This is a genomic window from Roseovarius sp. BRH_c41 (assembly GCF_000961715.1).
GTDB lineage: Bacteria > Pseudomonadota > Alphaproteobacteria > Rhodobacterales > Rhodobacteraceae > Roseovarius.
Map to the genome: position 1 here is coordinate 1 of NZ_LADY01000064.1, position 17,396 is coordinate 17,396.

Sequence of the window (17,396 nt, forward strand, 5' to 3'; positions counted from 1 at the left end):
AGCCCGGCCCGGCGCATCAGGCGCAGGGTCAACGGCTCGTAAACCGGCTGCCCCGCCGCCAACGCCAAGAGACCTTGGCGCAGATGCACCCGCCGCTGAAACCGCAGATGACGCAGCGCCGCCGCCAGCACGCCGCGCCCCGGCGCCATCAAGAGCGACAGCACAAAGAGCGCAAAGGCTGCCAGCACAATGAGCGGCCCCGTGGGCAGGTCCGGTGCCGTGGCCGACACCGCAGCCCCCAGATAGCCCGCAACCCCGCCAATCGCCCCCGCGATCATCACCACATGCCCCGCGCGCTCGGACCAGAACCGCGCCGCCACCGGCGGAATGATCAAGAGCGCCACGATGAGCACGAGACCCACCACCTTGAGCCCGGTCACGGTGATGGCCAGCGCCAGCCCCATCATCGCCAGATCGACACGCGCAAGCCGCATCCCCTGCCCCACCGCATATTCGGGATCAAAGGCCACAAGGATCATCGGCCGATGCAAGAGCCGCACCAGCGCCAGAACCACGGCGCCGCCCGCCGCAATCGTCAGCGCCTCGTCGCGCAGCATGCCTGCCGTAGCGCCCAGCAAAAAGGTCTCAAGCCCCGCCTGCCGCCCGGCATCCATCACCTGCACCACCGTCAGCAGGACAACGCCAAAGCCAAAGAACACCGACAGCACCGCGCCAATCGCGGCATCCTCATGCAGCCGCGTGCGCGTCGTCAACCCTGTCACCGCCAAGAGACCCAGACCCGCCGACAGCGCCGCCCCCAGCATCAGCCCCGGCAGAAACCGGCCCTCACCCCCCAGCGCCACCATAACCATGAACCCCAGCACGACGCCGGGCAGCGTGGCATGGCTGATCGCATCCGACACCAGCGCGCGCTTGCCCAGATAGAGATAGGTGCCCGTGGCCCCCGCTCCCACGCCGAGCATCGTCGCCCCCAGCGTGACCAGCGTGGCGTTATAGCCCAGTTGCAGCGTGAGCGCGTCCCAAAGCATGCTCAGCCCGCCGCCGCCCCACCCATCTGCGCCAGCGCCAGCCGCCCGCCATAGGCGATTTGCAGCTGCTCGGGGGTGAACACCTCGGCCACCGGCCCCTCGACAATGGCCGTCGTGTTGATCAGGAACACGCGGTCGAAATATTCGGCCACCGTGGCCAGATCGTGATGCACGGCAATCACCGTCTTGCCCTCGGCGCGCAACCCGTGCAGCACCGCAATAATCGCCTTTTCCGTGGCGGCATCGACGCCAGCAAAGGGCTCATCCAGCAGATAGAGATCCGCCTCCTGCGCCAAGGCCCGCGCCAGAAACACCCGCTGTTGCTGCCCGCCCGAGAGCTGCCCGATCTGGCGATGGGCAAAGCCTGCCATCCCGACCCGGTCAAGACAGGCCGTGGCGCGGGCGCGGTGGCTGGCCCGCACCCGGCCCAAGAGACCCAGTTCACGGGTGAGACCCATCATCACCACATCGAGCACGCGGGCCGGGAAATCCCAATCCACGCTGGCGCGCTGCGGCACATAGGCAATCCGCGCGCGCCCCTCGTGCAGCGGGCGGCCATAGCTTGTGATCTGCCCCGACAGGGGCCGGATGATCCCGAGTGCGGCCTTGAGCAGCGTCGATTTGCCCGCGCCATTGGGGCCAACTATGGCGGTCATCTGACCGGGGCGAAAACTGACATCAACGGAAAACACCGCCGGCTTTTCACCATAAGAGACCGTCAACCCCCGGATCGACAGCGGGCTGTCAGTGTCTGGCGCCGTGGCCCTGCCAACCAGTTCCAGTGCCATGCTCATCCCCCCACCGCCAGACGGTCATCCATGCCGCGCGCCGGGGCGGTGCCGCCCAGAGCACCCGCGATGGTGGTCACATTATGGTCGATCATGCCCAGATAGCTGCCCTCATAGGTGCCGGGTGCGCCCATCGCATCCGAGAAAAGCTCGCCGCCGACGATCACCTCATGGCCCTGCGCCGCAGCCCCTTCGATCAGCGCGCGGATATTGCGATCCGACACGGTGCTCTCGACAAACACCGCCCTGATCTGGCGACTGACCAGCAGATCGACCAGATCACGGATGCGCGCCAGACCGGCCTCGGATTCCGTGGACAGCCCCTGAATGCCCTCCACCTGATATCCATAGGCCCGGCCAAAATAGCCAAAGGCATCATGCGCCGTAACCAGTACGCGTGCAGGCGCAGCCACCGAGGCCAGAACGCCCGTGGCATAGCGGCCCAGCCGCGCCAGATCTTCTTTGTAGCGCGCGGCATTGCTGGCAAAGAGCTCCGCATCCTCGGGCCGTTCGGCGCTCAGCGTCTCGGCGATGCGGTCCACAACAGAGGCCCACAGGTCCGGCACCATCCAGACATGCGGATCATAGCGGCCCTCGTAATCCTCATGCGCGATGCGCGCGGCGTCGGGCACCGCCTCGCCCACCGGCACAACGGGCGAGCGCGCGGCAAGCTTCAGCAAAAACTCCTCCATCTGCGCCTCAAGATAAAGGCCGTGCCAGAGCACCAGATCGGCGCGGGCAAGAGCGGCAATATCGCTGCGGGTCTGACGGTAGGAATGCGGATCAATCCCCGGCCCCATCAGGGCGCGCACCGCAACGCGGTCGCCACCCACGACCCGCGCGGCGTCGGCGATCATGCCGGTGGTGGCGACCACCTCGAGCGGGGCGGTTTGGGCGACTGCAGGGCGCGAGGCAAGAACGGCCGCGCCGAGTGCTAGGCTAAGCGCGCGGCGGCGGGTCAGAGGCGGAAAGGTTGTGATATGATGTGACATGAGAATGAATATGAGAATTATTCGCAACAAGTCAAGACCCCCTCCGCCCCGATTGATCCCCCTCCGCTTTCATGCCACCGTCCGTCCGCGAGGGACGAGGAAGGGAACCACCATGCAGGGCCAGATGATGCATCGGCCGCTCAGGATCATCGACATCCTGTTGCACGCCGCCGAGGCGCATGCCGCCGACGGCATCGTCTCCGCGCGGGTCGAGGGCGATCTGCACCGCCAGAGCTATCCGCAAACGCTGGCGCGGGCGGCACAGCTGGCGCAGGCGCTCACGGCACTTGGGTTGGACCCGGGCGACCGGATCGGCACACTGGCGTGGAACGGCCACCGGCATTTCGAGCTTTATTACGGGATTTCGGGCATCGGCGCGGTGTGCCATACCCTCAACCCGCGCCTCTCGCATGAGCAATTGCTTTATATCATCGCGCATGCCGGCGACCGGCTCTTGTGTCTCGATCTGACCTTCGTGCCGCTGATCGAGGCGCTCTTGCCCGCTCTGCCGCAGGACCTGCGTTTTGTGATCCTGACCGACCGCGCGCATATGCCAGACTGCGCCTTTGAGGCGCTCTGCTACGAGGATTTGCTGGCCGCGCAGCCGCCCGAATTTGACTGGCCCACCTTCGCTGAGGAGACCGCCGCCGGTCTTTGCTACACCTCCGGCACCACCGGCAACCCCAAGGGCGCTCTCTACACCCACCGCTCGACGCTGCTGCACGCGCTGCAAGTGCCGCTCTGCCAAACCTCCAGCTTTCGCGCAGGGGGCCGCGTGCTGCCTGTGGTGCCGCTCTTTCACGTCAATGCCTGGGGTTTGCCCTATGTGGCACCGCTCACCGGCATGACGCTGGTGATGCCGGGACCGCATCTCGATGGGGCCAGCCTCTTTCGCCTGATGGACGCTGAGGGCGTCTATTCCGCATGGGGGGTGCCCACGGTCTGGGCGGGGCTGCTGGCGGAAATCAAGGCGCAGGGGCGCATCCCCGCCGGATTTGCCGATCTGGTGGTCGGTGGCTCTGCCATGCCGCGTGTGATGATCGAGGCCTATGAGACGCGCGGCGTCGTGGTCTCGCAGGCTTGGGGCATGACCGAAACAAGCCCGATCGGCGCTTACGGCGTCCTGTCTCCGGCGCTGCAAGCGGCGCCGATGGCGGATCGCATCGCCGCCAAATGCTGTGCCGGGCGTCGCCTCTTTGGGGTGGAGTACAAGATCGTTGATGACGCGGGCCAGCGCCTGCCGCATGACGGACAGGCGGCGGGCGAGCTATTCATTCGCGGCAATACCGTCATCAGCGGCTATTTCGAGAACCCCGAGGCCACCCGTGCCGCGATGGATAGCGAGGGCTGGTTCGGCACCGGCGATGTCGCCTCGGTCGGCCCCGAGGGGCGGCTCACGATCCGCGACCGCGCCAAGGATCTGGTGAAATCGGGTGGCGAATGGATCAGCTCGATTGATCTGGAAAACGCGGCCCTCTCGCATCCCGGCATCGCTGCCTGCGCGGTGATCGCAGTGCCGCATCCGAAATGGGGCGAACGCCCCATCTTGGTCGCGGTGGCCACAGGGCCGGACCGCCCCGCACTGTCAGAGATCTGCGCCCATATGGAAACCCATTTCGCCAAATGGCAATTGCCCGACGATCTGCTCTGGGTCGAGGCGCTGCCGCTGACCGCCACCGGCAAGGTCTCGAAACTCACGCTGCGCGACCAGTTCGCCAATTACATCCACCCTGACCACCGCAGGGACGGCGCATGAGCGCGCTTGATACAGACGCCGTCGGGGCATGGCTTGCCGCGCATCTTCCGGGCTTTGCGGGACCGCTCACGGCGCAGAAATTCAGCGGCGGGCAATCCAACCCCACCTACCGTCTGATGACCCCCACGCGCAGTTACGTCCTGCGCCGCAAACCGCCCGGCGTGCTCTTGAAATCCGCCCATGCGGTCGAGCGGGAATTCCGCGTGCAGCGCGCGCTGCAAGACACATCCGTCCCCGTCGCCCGTATGCACCTGCTGTGCGAAGACGCGCAGGTCATCGGCACGCCCTTCTACATCATGGACGAGGTGCAAGGCCGCAGCTTTGACGCCCCCGCGATGCCCGGCCTCACCCCGCCCGAACGTCACGCCATCCTCGACGAGATGAACCGCGTTCTGGCCGCCATCCATGACATTGACCTCGCGCAAACCGGCCTCACGGACTATGGCCCTTCCGGTAATTACTACCGTCGTCAGGTGGACCGCTGGTGCGCGCAATATACCGCCACCGCCACCGATGACCTGCCCGACATGACCGCCCTCATGACATGGCTCGATGCGCATATCCCCCCGGAGGATGGGCAACGCACGCTGGTGCATGGGGACTACCGCCTCGACAATCTGCTCTTTGCGCCCCATGGCACCGCCTGCGTCGCCGTGCTCGACTGGGAGCTTTCCACCCTCGGCCACCCCTACGCCGACCTTGCCGCCGTGATCATGCAATGGTCGATGCCCGCCACCGCAGAGGGGCGCGGCCTTGCGGGTGTGGACCGCGCCGCGCTTGGCCTTTGGTCAGACGCGGATTTCATCGCCCGCTATTGCGAACGGCGCGGGATTGCCCCCATCGAGGGGTTCCATTTCTACCTCGCCTTCAGCTATTTCCGCATGGCAGCCATCCTGCAAGGCGTCAAGAAACGCGCGCTGGATGGCAATGCCTCTGACCCCGCACGCGGCCTGCGCCTCGGGGAGTATGTGCCCGACTTCGCCCGCGCGGGCCTCTCTGCGACCAAGGACAAGACATGACCCAGGACATCGACCCAAACCTCCTCGAACCGCCCTCGGCACTGCAAACCCATCTCGGCTATCGCCTGAGCGCCTGGTTCAAAGACTTTGCGCGCCTGGAACTGCCGCTGGAGCCGTTCTTGATGAACCGTCAGGGTCTGCCGCATGGCGGCATCCACGCCACCATGCTCGATACCGCCATGGGTTTTGCCGGGTGCTACACCGGCGACCCGGAGCGGCAGCAGATGGCGCTCACCCTGTCGCTGACGGTCAATTATCTGGGGCAGGCCACCGGAACACGGCTGATCGCCGAGGCACGGCGCACGGGCGGCGGCAAATCCACCTATTTTGCCGAAGGCACCGTGCGGGATGAAACCGGCGCGCTCCTCGCCACGGGCACCGGCGTATTTCGCTATCGGCGGGATCGAAATCCATAACCCCAGACTATGAATACGGTTAGTAAAACCAATTATTAATTATTGAACGCATCTGGTACACCCATCAAGGATACCGCGCAGGCCCAAGGAATCAGTCGCACCCATCGCGACGACTCTGGGCGACCTCACCGAAGACAACATTCAAGTAGGAGACGAAAATGGACGGCAACAACATTGGCAAATGCCCGGTCATGCATGGCAGCGTGACAGAAACAGGCACCAGCGTCATGGATTGGTGGCCCAAGGCCCTGAACCTCGATATCCTGCACCAGCACGACCAGAAAACCAATCCGCTCGGGGCGGATTTCAACTATGCCGAAGAGGTCAAGACCCTCGACTTCGAGGCCGTCAAGGCCGACGTCAAGGCGCTGATGACCGACAGCCAGGACTGGTGGCCCGCTGATTGGGGCCATTACGGCGGGTTGATGATCCGCCTCGCATGGCATTCCGCGGGCTCGTACCGTCTGGCCGATGGGCGCGGTGGCGGTGGCCATGGCAACATCCGCTTTGCCCCGCTCAACAGCTGGCCCGACAACGGCAACCTCGACAAGGCTCGCCGCATCCTCTGGCCGGTCAAAAAGAAATACGGCAACAAGCTGAGCTGGGCCGACCTGATCCTGCTCGCAGGCAACATGGCCTATGAATCCATGGGCCTCAAAACCTTTGGCTTCTCCTTTGGCCGCGAAGATATCTGGCACCCCGAGAAAGACACCTATTGGGGCGCGGAAAAGGAATGGCTGGCCCCCAGTGACAGCCGTTATGAGAGCGTCGAGAACCCGGCCACGATGGAAAACCCCCTCGCCGCCGTGCAGATGGGCCTGATCTATGTGAACCCCGAGGGCGTGAACGGTCAGCCTGATCCGCTCAAGACCGCCGGACAGGTCCGCGAGACCTTTGCCCGCATGGCCATGAACGACGAGGAAACCGCGGCTCTGACCTGCGGCGGTCATACCGTCGGCAAGGCGCATGGCAATGGTGATGCCGAGACTCTGGGCGATGCACCCGAAGCCGCCGATCTCGAAACGCAAGGCTTTGGCTGGGTCAACCCCAACCTCGGCGGCAAGGCCACCAATGCCGTCACCTCTGGCATCGAAGGCGCTTGGACCACCAATCCGACCAAGTGGGACATGGGCTATTTCAAACTGCTGTTCGGCTATGACTGGGAACTCACCAGATCCCCGGCAGGCGCGCAACAGTGGCAGCCCATCGGCATCAAGGAAGAGGATATGCCGGTTGACGCAACCGACACGTCCAAGCGTGTCATGCCGATGATGACCGATGCCGACATGGCGATGAAGATGGACCCGACCTATCGCGCCATCTGCGAAAAGTTCATGGCGGATCAAGCCTATTTCGAGGATTGCTTTGCCCGCGCATGGTTCAAACTGACGCATCGCGATCTCGGCCCCAAGGCCCGCTACATCGGCCCGGACGTGCCCCAAGAGGATCTGATCTGGCAAGACCCGATCCCGGCGGGTTCGACCGGCTACGATGTCGCCGCCGTCAAGGCCAAGATTGCCGCAAGCGGTCTGAGCCTGTCGGACATGGTCGCCACCGCTTGGGACAGCGCCCGCACCTTCCGCGGCTCTGACCTGCGCGGCGGGGCCAATGGCGCGCGCATTCGCCTTGCCCCGCAAAAGGATTGGGAGGGCAACGAGCCTGCCCGTCTGGCGCGGGTTCTGGCAGCGCTCGAACCGATCGCAGCAGAAACCGGGGCCAGCGTAGCGGATGTCATCGTTCTGGCCGGTAATCTCGGGATCGAACAGGCGGCCAAAGCCGCAGGTTTCGCCATCGAGGTGCCCTTTGCCCCCGGTCGCGGCGACGCCACCGAGGATATGACCGACGGGGACTCCTTCGAGGTGCTGGAACCGCTGGCCGATGGCTTCCGCAACTGGCTCAAGAAGGATTACATCGTCACCCCCGAGGAAATGCTGCTCGACCGGGCACAGCTCATGGGCCTCAGCGCGCATGAAATGACCTGCCTTATCGGTGGTATGCGGGTGCTCGGCACCAACCACGGCGGCACGGCGCGTGGCGTCTTTACCGACAAGGTGGGCGCACTGACGACGGACTTCTTCACCACGCTCACCGACATGGGCTTCAAGTGGGACCCGAATGGCGATGGCACCTATAACATCGTGGATCGCAAATCGGGCGCGGTGAAGCACACGGCCACCCGCGTCGATCTGGTGTTCGGGTCGAATTCGATCCTGCGCGCCTATGCCGAGATCTATGCACAGGACGACGCCCCAGAAAAATTCGTGCGCGATTTCGTCGCCGCATGGACCAAGGTGATGAACGCAGACCGCTTCGATCTGGTCTGACCGGACCTGACGACCAAAACGCGAGAGGCGCGGCGAGACATCGCCGCGCCTTTTTTATGTCTGGAGTATCTCAGAGAGACTTGCAGAGAATTTGCCGACCCGTGAGGGAACCCTGTCTTGACCGGACCTGTGACCCAAGCGCGATGGCCCCTGATCAGGGGGAAACACCGCTTTCATCCCATAGGCATCCGCACCGTCTTGGACTTGTGTACATAACCGGGGGACAAAATGTACCGGGTGTACCCTATCGCAACCCGTTTCGCGCAATCTCGACCGCGAGATCCCGCACCGCCTGACCGCGTGCGGCGGCAATCGCCGCGACGCTTGCATCCTCTCCCGTGGCCACTGGAACGCTCAGATCAAACAGCCGCGCTCGCGCACGTCCGCTCTCAGATGACACAAAATATTGGCCTGCCAAGCGGAAAACACCCACATCCTGTGCCAGCATCTCTTCAATCCGCACCTCAACCTGCGCCTCTGGGAGGCCACCAAACGGCCAAGGTTCAGCCGCCACCTGCGCCCCCGTCATCTGCGCAAGATGCCGGCTTAGCTCCAGCGTGATCGCCCGACCCGGATCATCCGCCCATAACAAACCCGGCTGCGTGCTTAAAACTCCCATAGAATCAGAGAGATAGATCTGCTCCCCCGCTGCATACCGCGGCAATGACACCTCGCGCAGCGCGACCGAACCAAAGGCAATCCGCTGCTTGGTCTCAATCGCCGCACGCGGCACAGTCAGCCGTTGCTCGGGGACAGAGGTGCAGCCGATGAGGGCGGCCAAAACGACGAAAGCGGATATTTTTTTCATGATAATCAACGTCCTAACAGCAAAGAGTTCGGATTGCGTTCAATCGTTCGGGCCAAGGATGACACGGCTCGGGCTGCCCGTTCAACCTCGCGCAGCGCCGCCCGCGCATCCCGGCCCACCCCGTTTTCCGCCGCATATCCCGCCAAAGTCCCCCGCGCCTGCGCCAAGACCGCTTCCGCCTCGGCAATCAACCCCGGCAGATCCCGCCCGGCTTCGGCAAAAGTATCCGCCGCATCGCGGGCCGACCCAAGGGCGGCGGTTGCGTTCTCGACCACCCCGCCTTCTCGTAACTGTGCCAAAACATTACGTAATTCTTCAAGTGTTGCGTTCAACGTCTCGGGCAAAGCCTGCGCACCATCCCCGGCCAACAACGCCTCAGCCGACCGAATGAGCGCGGTCAGTTCTGCTGCCATGGCGTCAATTTCAACCGTTTCAGCCTTGCGCGCCACAGCATCCATCCGCGCCACAAGGTCCGGCACACCACTCACCGCATCACTGACCCCCTGAGAGGCCGCAGACGCATCGCTGAGCGCCGCGCTCAACTTGGCGGCCACGGCCTCTTGCGCAATCTGAGCAACCAGTGTCTCCATTTCCGTCAAGACCGCGTCCAGCCGCCCAGGCAAGCCTTGCACCTCTGGCGCGCCGACGACGCCCCGCGTCTCATCCAACAGCGCGTTGACATTGCCCGGAACGGCGCGGATATCGGAGCTGGAAATTAGCGCATTTGCGTTTTGCATCAAGGCGATAGCCTCGGACATCACCTCTTCTACAGGCAGGGCGTTGATCCGCTCGAATACCCCCGTGGCGGTGGCCGACACATCTGCAATGTCACTCTCGGTGGTGGGAATGAATAGGCCATCCTCACCGAATTCTTCGATCTCGTCAGGTCGCGCATTTGCAATTTCGACCAATTCGACCTTGAGCCCTCCGGTCAGAAGTGAGGCAGATGCCAAGCGTGCCCGAAGCCCCGAGGCCACACTCTCACGCAGGAACGCAAGCGCCGCATCGCGCCCTGCCCCGCCCTCCAACCCCAGCCGCCCGGGCCGGATCGCCAGCGTCACCAAGAGCCGAACCCGTCCATCACCGAAGCGTTCATTATCGACAAAACCGTTGAGCGCACTCACCTGCCCAATGCGTAAGCCATTGAATTCAACCGGTGCATCAACGCTAAGGCCAGCGATATTCTCCTCAAAGACCGCCGAAAGCGAGAGGACTTCGCTGTCATCGCCGACAAAGAGATTGGCGCGCGCCGCTGATTCTTCAGGAAAAACTGTATAAACGTCACCCGATTGCGCCGGTGTCCCACCGGAGATCATGGTCTCGAACGTGACGCCCCCCGACACAAGCGCCGCCACCGAAGAGAAATCGAGCTGCGCGCCGCTTGGCCCCAACGAAAAGGAAAACCCGGACGTGTCCCAAAACCGCGTCGCACTGTTGATCAGGCTGTCATGCGGGGCAAAAACCAACGCCTCGGCCTGTGCTGACGAACCGTCCGCGGTGATGGTCGGCCTGCCGACCCTCCCGACCTCGATTCCGCGATAGACAATCGGTGCTCCCTCGACCAAAGACGCCTTGCCTTGCGCGCGCAACATCAGGCGTAAACCGCTCTGGCCCACCCGTTCCAGCGGCGCATCCGACAGACCGTCGAACCGCTCCGACACCTCGCCGGGCGTCTCATCCCACAGCCCTTCGATATAAACGCCCGATAGCACCGTGCCCAATCCGGTCACGCCGCGCGCACTGACCTGCGGACGCACGACCCAGAATTGGGCAGCATTGTCGATATAGGGTGCAACCTCTTGATCCACCCGCACTTTGACCAGAACCCGGCCCAATCCGGGGGCAAAGCTGACATCCTCTACCAAGCCGACGGACACATCACGGTAGCGCAATTCGGTGGTGCCGGGCCGCACGCCGGAGGCATTGTCGAACCCGATTTCAATGAGCGGACCACGATCTGCATAGGTCTGCCACGCCACACCCAGCACAATGACAAGCGCCGCCAAGGGCACCAGCCAAATTACCGAGACCCGCTCCAACAGGCGGCGGTCTGCCGGTTTCACAGTGGCCTCAGGCGGGGTCATATCGTCATGCGTCACGGGTGGGTGTCCTCTTTGCGATCAGGTCTGCGGGCACTGTCCCAGATCAACCGGCTATCAAAACTCTGCGCCGAGAGCATCGTGAAAATCACGGAAAGAGCGAAAAACAGGCTGGCACGCCCCGGTGTTATGGTTGCCAGCGCCTGCAATTGCACCAGGGAGGACAGGATCGCCACCACAAACACGTCGATCATGGACCAGCGCCCGATGTATTCTACCACCTCGTAGAGCAGATGCCGCTGTCTCTCGGACAGGCGCGAGCCGCGCCAGACCCCGATGCCAAGTCCCGCCAATGCGAAGAACTTGGCCACAGGGATCACCACGCTGGCTACAAGAATGATCAGTGCCACGCCCCAGTTGCCATGCTGCGCCAGCGTTACCGCACCGCCAACAATTGTATCGCTCTGCGTGCTGACCAAGGTGCGCGTTTCCAGCATCGGATAGATATTTGCCGGAATGTAACACCCCAGCCCGAGAAGCCACCAAGCCCAAACCTTTTGCAGCGAGAACGGATCACGAGACTGCAGCGCACTCCCGCAGCGCGGGCAGATCTGCGTGCAAGAGTGGCTCACCCGCATGCAGCGGGTACACCCCACAAGGCCCATGTCGCGCGCCGTTCTCATTCGTCCAACGAGGCCCATATCGAATAGCGGCACATCAGGTTGTCGGTGGCGACCACCAAGACCACCAACACCGCGAACATCCACGCCGCCGGGCCAAACACCACATCGGCCAGATCGCTCAATTTGACCAGCGCGACCGCGCATCCAATGGCAAATATCTCGGCCATGGACCATGGCAGCAGCGATTCCGACAAGCGGAACGCAGACCGTGCGAGCGGCGCGGGGGGACGATCACGAATGATAGGAGCGAGCACGTAGATCAGCAGAACAAGGCGCAGCGCCGGTATCAGCACGATAAAGAACAGAACCGCGATGGAAAGTACCGATAGCCCCCCCTCGAATACAAAGGCGGCCTGAAGGATCGACGCATCATGGTGCATGCCCCCCGCGCCGATCGACAAAAACGGAAAGAGTGTTGCCGCCACAATTAGAATGAGGACCGTCAACGCCAGAGCGATGAGTTGCTTACCGGCCTTGCGCCGGGGGGCAATCAACACCGTGTGACAGCGCGCGCACACCGCGCGCTGCCGCATCGCCACCTGTGGCGCGGTATAGACCAGATCGCATTCCGGACAGGCGATCAATCTGGCCAGATCATCGCGATGGTCGGATGGCTCACTCACGATCGCTTGAGAAGCGCCAGCAACTCCTGTGAGGGCAGCCCGTCCGGCGTTGCCCCAACCGATTGCTGAAACGCGCGAATTGCATTGACCGTGTTGGGACCGATGATCCCGTCGATCTTCTCGACCCCAAAGCCTTTGCGTTGCAGGCGTCGCTGCATCTCCATCCGTTCGTCAAAAGACAGTGGATTATATCCACGCGGCCATGCCCCCTGGACTTCGGGCCCTCCGCCAATCCGATCCGCCAAATGGCCGACCCCCATCGCGTAGGCATCGGAATTGTTGTAGCGTTTGATGACACCGAAGTTGTCAAAGACCATGAAGGCCGGTCCTTGCAGCCCCGCTGGCAGATAGATCGACGCGCCGCCATAATCCCGGACCGCGCGACCATCGACACCTACGACACCCTGCGCCGCCCATTGGGAGGGCATTCGTTTTGATTTGGCCGACCCGGTGCTGAACCCCCGCGGCAATCGCACTTCGACGCCCCAAGGTTGACCCTTGGTCCAGCCAAAGCGCTTGAGATAGGCCGCCGTTGAGGCCAGAGCGTCGGTTGGGTTGTCTGACCAGATGTCCCGTTTGCCATCTCCGGTGAAATCCACAGCATAGGCAAGATAGGAGGTCGGAATGAATTGCGTGTGCCCCATGGCTCCGGCCCAGGATCCCTTCATGTTCTCAGGCGTCACATCGCCCGATTGCAGGATCTGCAAGGCCGCGATGAGTTGCTTTTCGAAAAACGCCCCCCGCCGCCCGTCATAAGCCAGCGTTGCCAGTGACTGAATCAGCGGCAGATCTCCCAACCGCTCGCCATAGGTGCTCTCCATACCCCATACGGCGGCGACAACCTCTTTCTCGACGCCGTAATGCGCCTCAATCCGGTCCAGAGCACGTCGGTTGCGTCGTAGCGCTTCCTGGCCATTTTTGACACGGACCGGCGACACCGCGCTGTCGAGATAATCCCATATCTCGCGCTTGAATTCTGATTGGTTCCGGTCCTTTGCGACGATCTCGGGATTGAAGGTCACACCGCGAAAGGCCCGGTCGAACACTTGCCCATTGACCCCCTGCGCCACCGCACGTCCGCGAAAGCCAGCGATCCAATTGTCGAATCCGGGGTTTGCACTGGCCTGCACGATGACAGCGTTGCCCTGTGTCTCGGGTCGCAATTGCGGCCGCAGACTGCGCACCGGCAGGTCGCTTGAAACGATGACCGCCATTGATATGACGCCCGAACCGGGTCTCATTTGTGGACGCAAGGATTGCTCCACTGCACCGGCAAAAGCCGGTGTCGTTCCGATCAAAAAGCTCAGTAGTCCTAGGTGTACCGCTCGCATGGCTTGGCCCCCTTGTGATGTGGCTCTGGAGACAGGATAGCTCGATTGTCTCCGAATCAAAAGCAATCTCGCGGTCGGCGCGCGCGTGACCGCCGATCTACTGCGCGACGAAGCGCTCGATGATCGTGCGGCATTTCAAGGTCATACACCAAATCACACGACTCTCGTGCGACGACCTATCGGCGCTTGCGTTCCACTTTGCGTTTTTCCACAGCGGCCTTGCGCTTGGCGCTCCCAAGCTTGCGTTTCGGGGGTTTGCCACGCGAACCTTGCGGCCCTCTGGGCATGGTCGTGCCCTCGATGCTGACGAGTTCCAGCGCGATGCCGCCCGTCACAGGAGCGGCCTCTGCCAGCTTGACCGTGACGCGCTGTCCAAGGCCAATCGTCAAGCCTGTATCAGACCCCATCAACGTGCCAGCGTCCCGGTCAAAATGGAAATACTCCCGCCCCAGCGAGCGCACGGGAATTAGTCCATCGGCCCCGGTTTCATCGAGTCTCACGAAGGCGCCAAACTTGGCGATGCCGCTGATCCGACCGGTAAATTCCTCACCCAGCCGTTCCGAAAGAAACGCCGCCAGATAGCGGTCATTCGTGTCACGCTCAGCCATCATCGAGCGGCGTTCGGTGTCGGAAATGTGCTGCGCTGTCGCCTCAAGCCGCGCCTCTTCCTCATGGCTCAGCCCGTCATCGCCCCAGCCATGCGCCGAAATCAACGCCCGGTGCACCACCAGATCGGAATACCGCCGGATAGGCGAAGTGAAATGCGCATAGGCCTGCAAGGCAAGACCAAAATGCCCGAAATTCTGCGGCGCGTAATAGGCCTGCGTCATGGCGCGCAGGGTGGACATGTTGATGACCTCGGAATGATCCGTATCGCGTGCGGCATGCAAGAGCGCGTTGAGATGCGCAGTTTTCAGCACTTGCCCCTTGGCGAGAACCAGACCAGCCGCCTCGGCGACATCGCGCAGCGTTTCCAATTTCTCTGGTGCAGGTTCCTCATGAACGCGGAACAGGAGCGCCGATTTCCGGGCAACCAGCGTCTCTGCGGCGGCCACGTTGGCCAGCACCATGCATTCCTCGATCAACTTGTGCGCATCCAGCCGGTCGGCGAAATTGACCGACAGAACCTTGCCCTCGTCGCTCAGCACCACTTTGCGTTCAGGGAGATCCAAGTCGAGCGGCTGCCTGCGCCGCCGTGCCTCCTCCAATGCGGCGTAGGCCGCATAAAGGGGGGTAATCACGTCTTCCACCAGTGGCCCGCATTTGTCATCCGGGTTGCCGTCCTGTGCGGCCTGAACCTGCTGATAATTCAACGAGGCGGCAGAGCGCATCAGCCCGCGCACAAAGCGGTGCCCGATCTTGTCGCCATGGGCGTTGATCTGCATCCGCACTGCGATACAGGCGCGCGGCACGCCCTCATGCAGGCTGCACAGATCGCCCGACAGGCGGTCGGGCAGCATCGGCACCACGCGGTCGGGGAAGTAGCTCGAATTGCCCCGCTTGCGGGCCTCGTGATCGAGCGCAGTAGCGGGGCGCACGTAATGTGCCACATCGGCAATCGCGACCCAGATCACATGCCCGCCAGCATTCTTGGGATCGTCGTCGGCATGCGCCCAGACTGCATCGTCATGGTCGCGCGCATCCCAGGGATCAATCGTGATCAGAGGCATGTCACGCAGATCCTCGCGCCCCTTCAGGCCCGCCGGTTTCATGCCGTCCGCCTCGGCGATCACGTCGTCGGGAAAGGCGTCCGGAATGCCGTGCTGATGAATGGCGATGAGCGAGACCGCCTTGGGGGCGGAGGGATCGCCTAACCGTTCCAGAACCCGCGCGCGCGGCAGGCCCATGCGGCCCGCAGGCCCGGCCTGTTCTGCCTCGACCAGCTCGCCGTCCTGCGCGCCGCCGGTGGCATCCGGGGCAACGGTCCATTCCTTGCCGTCGCCCTTGTCGATGGGCAGGATGCGGCCCCCTTCGGCGCCCTTGCGAAACACCCCCAAGACCTTGCGCGGGTTGGTTCCGATACGTCGGATGAGCCGCGCCTCGTAGTGATGGGCCTCGCCCTTGACCTCTTGCAGGCGCGCCAAAATACGGTCGCCCGCGCCCATTGCCGGATCAGAGGCGCGCGGGATGAGCAGAACGATTGGCTCCACCCCTTCGCCGGTCCATTCCAGAGGCTTGGCCAACAGCTCGCCGTCAGAGGCCGGACCAGTAACCTGAAGAACACTGACAGGCGGCAGCCGGTCGGGATCGCGGTAGGTCTTCTTGCGCTTCTCAAGATGGCCTGCTTCCTCCAACTCCTTGAGCAGGCGCTTGAGGTCGATCCGCGCAGCCCCCTTGATGCCAAAAGCCTTGGCAATATCACGTTTTGCGGTGAGGGTCGGGTTATCCGAGATCCATTGCAGGATCTCGTCTTTGTTGGGCATCTGGCTCATGGTTTGGCCCTAGCACGAAGCGAAAGCGACGTCATCCGGGAAACCGTCAAAATGCCGGGGCAGGTTTAGAGATTTCTTCACGCTTTGACCTCTAAGGTCTTTCAAGACCCGAGCAGAGGCCAAAAATGAAAGCAACCACCCCACTTGCCCGGATAGCGCCAGCGCCACGCGGCGGGGCCGCGGCCCATCTGACCCGGTCGCAAAAGGCTGCAATCATTGTCCGGTTCTTGATCAATGAGGGCGCCGAGATTGCGCTGACTGACCTGCCTGACGGGTTACAAGCGCGCCTGACGACGCAAATGGGCTCCATGCGCTATGTCGATCGCGGCACGCTGGCCGATGTCGTCGCGGAGTTTGCGCAGGAGCTAGAGGGCATGGGGCTGATCTTTCCGCGTGGCATGGCAGGTGCGCTGTCGACTCTTGGCGGTCGGATCAGTCCGCAAACCGCCGCGCGGCTCCGCAAAGAGGCGGGTGTGCGGCAATACGGCGATCCTTGGAACCAGGTAAAGGAGGCAAATCTGACGGCTCTCATTCCTATTATTGAGCGCGAAAGCACAGAGGTGGCGGCGGTCCTTTTGTCCAAGCTCGAGGTATCGCGCGCTGCGGACCTATTGGGCAAATTGCCGGGTGAACTGGCGCGGCGGATCACCTATGCGGTCTCACAAACCGGATCGGTCAGTCCCGAAGCAGTTGACAGGATCGGCTTGGCACTGGCGGCAGAATTGCATGACGTGCCTGAAACCGCATTTACCCAAGGGGCGGTGGAACGCGTGGGCGCAATCCTCAATTTCTCACTTGCGGCCACCCGCGATGACGTGCTGACCGGTCTCGAGGAAACCGATCAGGAATTCGCGGCACTTGTCCGCCGCGCAATCTTTACCTTTGTGCATATACCAGACCGGGTGAAACCCACCGATATTCCCCGGATCACGCGTGAGCTGGATCAGGCGGTCTTGGTCACGGCCCTCGCCGGAGCAGCCTCAGGCGATGTCGCGACGGTGGCGGAGTTCATTCTGAACAATCTCGGGAAACGCATGGCCGAGGCGATCCGCGAGGAAATGCAAGAGCGGGGTCGTGTCCGTCTGCGCGACGCCGAAGAGGCGATGACAGCCGTCGTCAATGCCGTACGCACGCTAGAAGCGGCTGGCGAGATCAGCTTTGTCACCCCGGAAGATGAGGAGCAGAGCGGCGACTGA

At 62.9% G+C, this 17,396-nt stretch carries 14 protein-coding genes; 5 read left to right on the forward strand and 9 right to left on the reverse strand.

Going from position 1 to position 17,396, the window contains the following annotated elements; genetic code table 11:
* From VR71_RS20155 to VR71_RS20165, 3 genes are all read right to left on the reverse strand, one after another.
* The coding region (locus VR71_RS20155; RefSeq protein ID WP_045686313.1) for a metal ABC transporter permease at positions 1 to 989 on the reverse strand (989 nt) is incomplete at its 3' end.
* A 2-nt stretch (positions 990 to 991) separates the two neighbouring features.
* Positions 992 to 1,783: a metal ABC transporter ATP-binding protein gene (locus VR71_RS20160; RefSeq protein WP_045686314.1), complete on the reverse strand. Its 792-nt coding sequence runs from the start codon at positions 1,781 to 1,783 to the stop codon at positions 992 to 994.
* Entirely contained in the window at positions 1,780 to 2,769 is a 990-nt protein-coding gene (locus VR71_RS20165) for a zinc ABC transporter substrate-binding protein (RefSeq protein ID WP_045686315.1), read from the reverse strand. The genes VR71_RS20160 and VR71_RS20165 overlap by 4 nt, the downstream gene beginning before the upstream one ends.
* A gap of 112 nt (positions 2,770 to 2,881) precedes the next feature.
* On the opposite strand from VR71_RS20165, the gene VR71_RS20170 reads away from it, so the two are divergent.
* From VR71_RS20170 to katG, 4 genes are all read left to right on the forward strand, one after another.
* Positions 2,882 to 4,525, forward strand: coding sequence for a long-chain fatty acid--CoA ligase (locus VR71_RS20170; protein ID WP_045686316.1), 1,644 nt, complete (start codon positions 2,882 to 2,884; stop codon positions 4,523 to 4,525).
* The gene (locus tag VR71_RS20175; RefSeq protein WP_045686317.1) at positions 4,522 to 5,544 is read left to right on the forward strand and encodes a phosphotransferase family protein; all 1,023 of its coding nucleotides are present in this window, start codon (positions 4,522 to 4,524) and stop codon (positions 5,542 to 5,544) included. Before VR71_RS20170 ends, VR71_RS20175 begins: the two co-directional genes overlap by 4 nt.
* Positions 5,541 to 5,960, forward strand: coding sequence for a PaaI family thioesterase (locus VR71_RS20180; protein WP_045686318.1), 420 nt, complete (start codon positions 5,541 to 5,543; stop codon positions 5,958 to 5,960). Before VR71_RS20175 ends, VR71_RS20180 begins: the two co-directional genes overlap by 4 nt.
* Positions 5,961 to 6,118: 158 nt before the next feature.
* Positions 6,119 to 8,284 (forward strand): catalase/peroxidase HPI, encoded by a 2,166-nt coding sequence (katG, locus tag VR71_RS20185; RefSeq protein WP_045686319.1) that lies wholly within the window; start codon positions 6,119 to 6,121, stop codon positions 8,282 to 8,284.
* Between the two features lie 244 nt (positions 8,285 to 8,528).
* Here the strand turns inward: katG and VR71_RS20190 are convergent, their stop codons facing one another.
* From VR71_RS20190 to rnr, 6 genes are all read right to left on the reverse strand, one after another.
* A complete protein-coding gene (locus VR71_RS20190) occupies positions 8,529 to 9,092 on the reverse strand; it encodes an ABC-type transport auxiliary lipoprotein family protein (RefSeq protein ID WP_045686320.1) in 564 nt (187 codons plus the stop codon).
* Positions 9,093 to 9,097: 5 nt separating this feature from the next.
* Positions 9,098 to 11,191: an MlaD family protein gene (locus VR71_RS20195; protein WP_296430660.1), complete on the reverse strand. Its 2,094-nt coding sequence runs from the start codon at positions 11,189 to 11,191 to the stop codon at positions 9,098 to 9,100.
* Positions 11,188 to 11,814, reverse strand: a complete 627-nt coding sequence (locus VR71_RS20200) for a paraquat-inducible protein A (protein ID WP_296430662.1) — start codon at positions 11,812 to 11,814, stop codon at positions 11,188 to 11,190. Before VR71_RS20200 ends, VR71_RS20195 begins: the two co-directional genes overlap by 4 nt.
* On the reverse strand, positions 11,811 to 12,437 hold the full coding sequence (locus tag VR71_RS20205) for a paraquat-inducible protein A (RefSeq protein ID WP_045686322.1): 627 nt from the start codon (positions 12,435 to 12,437) through the stop codon (positions 11,811 to 11,813). Before VR71_RS20205 ends, VR71_RS20200 begins: the two co-directional genes overlap by 4 nt.
* Complete coding sequence (locus tag VR71_RS20210) at positions 12,434 to 13,651, reverse strand: lytic murein transglycosylase (RefSeq protein WP_296430663.1); 1,218 nt, start codon at positions 13,649 to 13,651, stop codon at positions 12,434 to 12,436. The genes VR71_RS20205 and VR71_RS20210 overlap by 4 nt, the downstream gene beginning before the upstream one ends.
* A gap of 293 nt (positions 13,652 to 13,944) precedes the next feature.
* Positions 13,945 to 16,200 carry a ribonuclease R gene (gene rnr / locus VR71_RS20215; protein ID WP_045686324.1) on the reverse strand — a complete coding sequence of 752 codons (2,256 nt, stop codon included), beginning with the start codon at positions 16,198 to 16,200 and terminating at the stop codon, positions 13,945 to 13,947.
* Between the two features lie 125 nt (positions 16,201 to 16,325).
* Between rnr and VR71_RS20220 the strand changes: the two genes are divergently transcribed.
* On the forward strand, positions 16,326 to 17,396 hold the full coding sequence (locus tag VR71_RS20220) for a FliG C-terminal domain-containing protein (protein ID WP_045686325.1): 1,071 nt from the start codon (positions 16,326 to 16,328) through the stop codon (positions 17,394 to 17,396).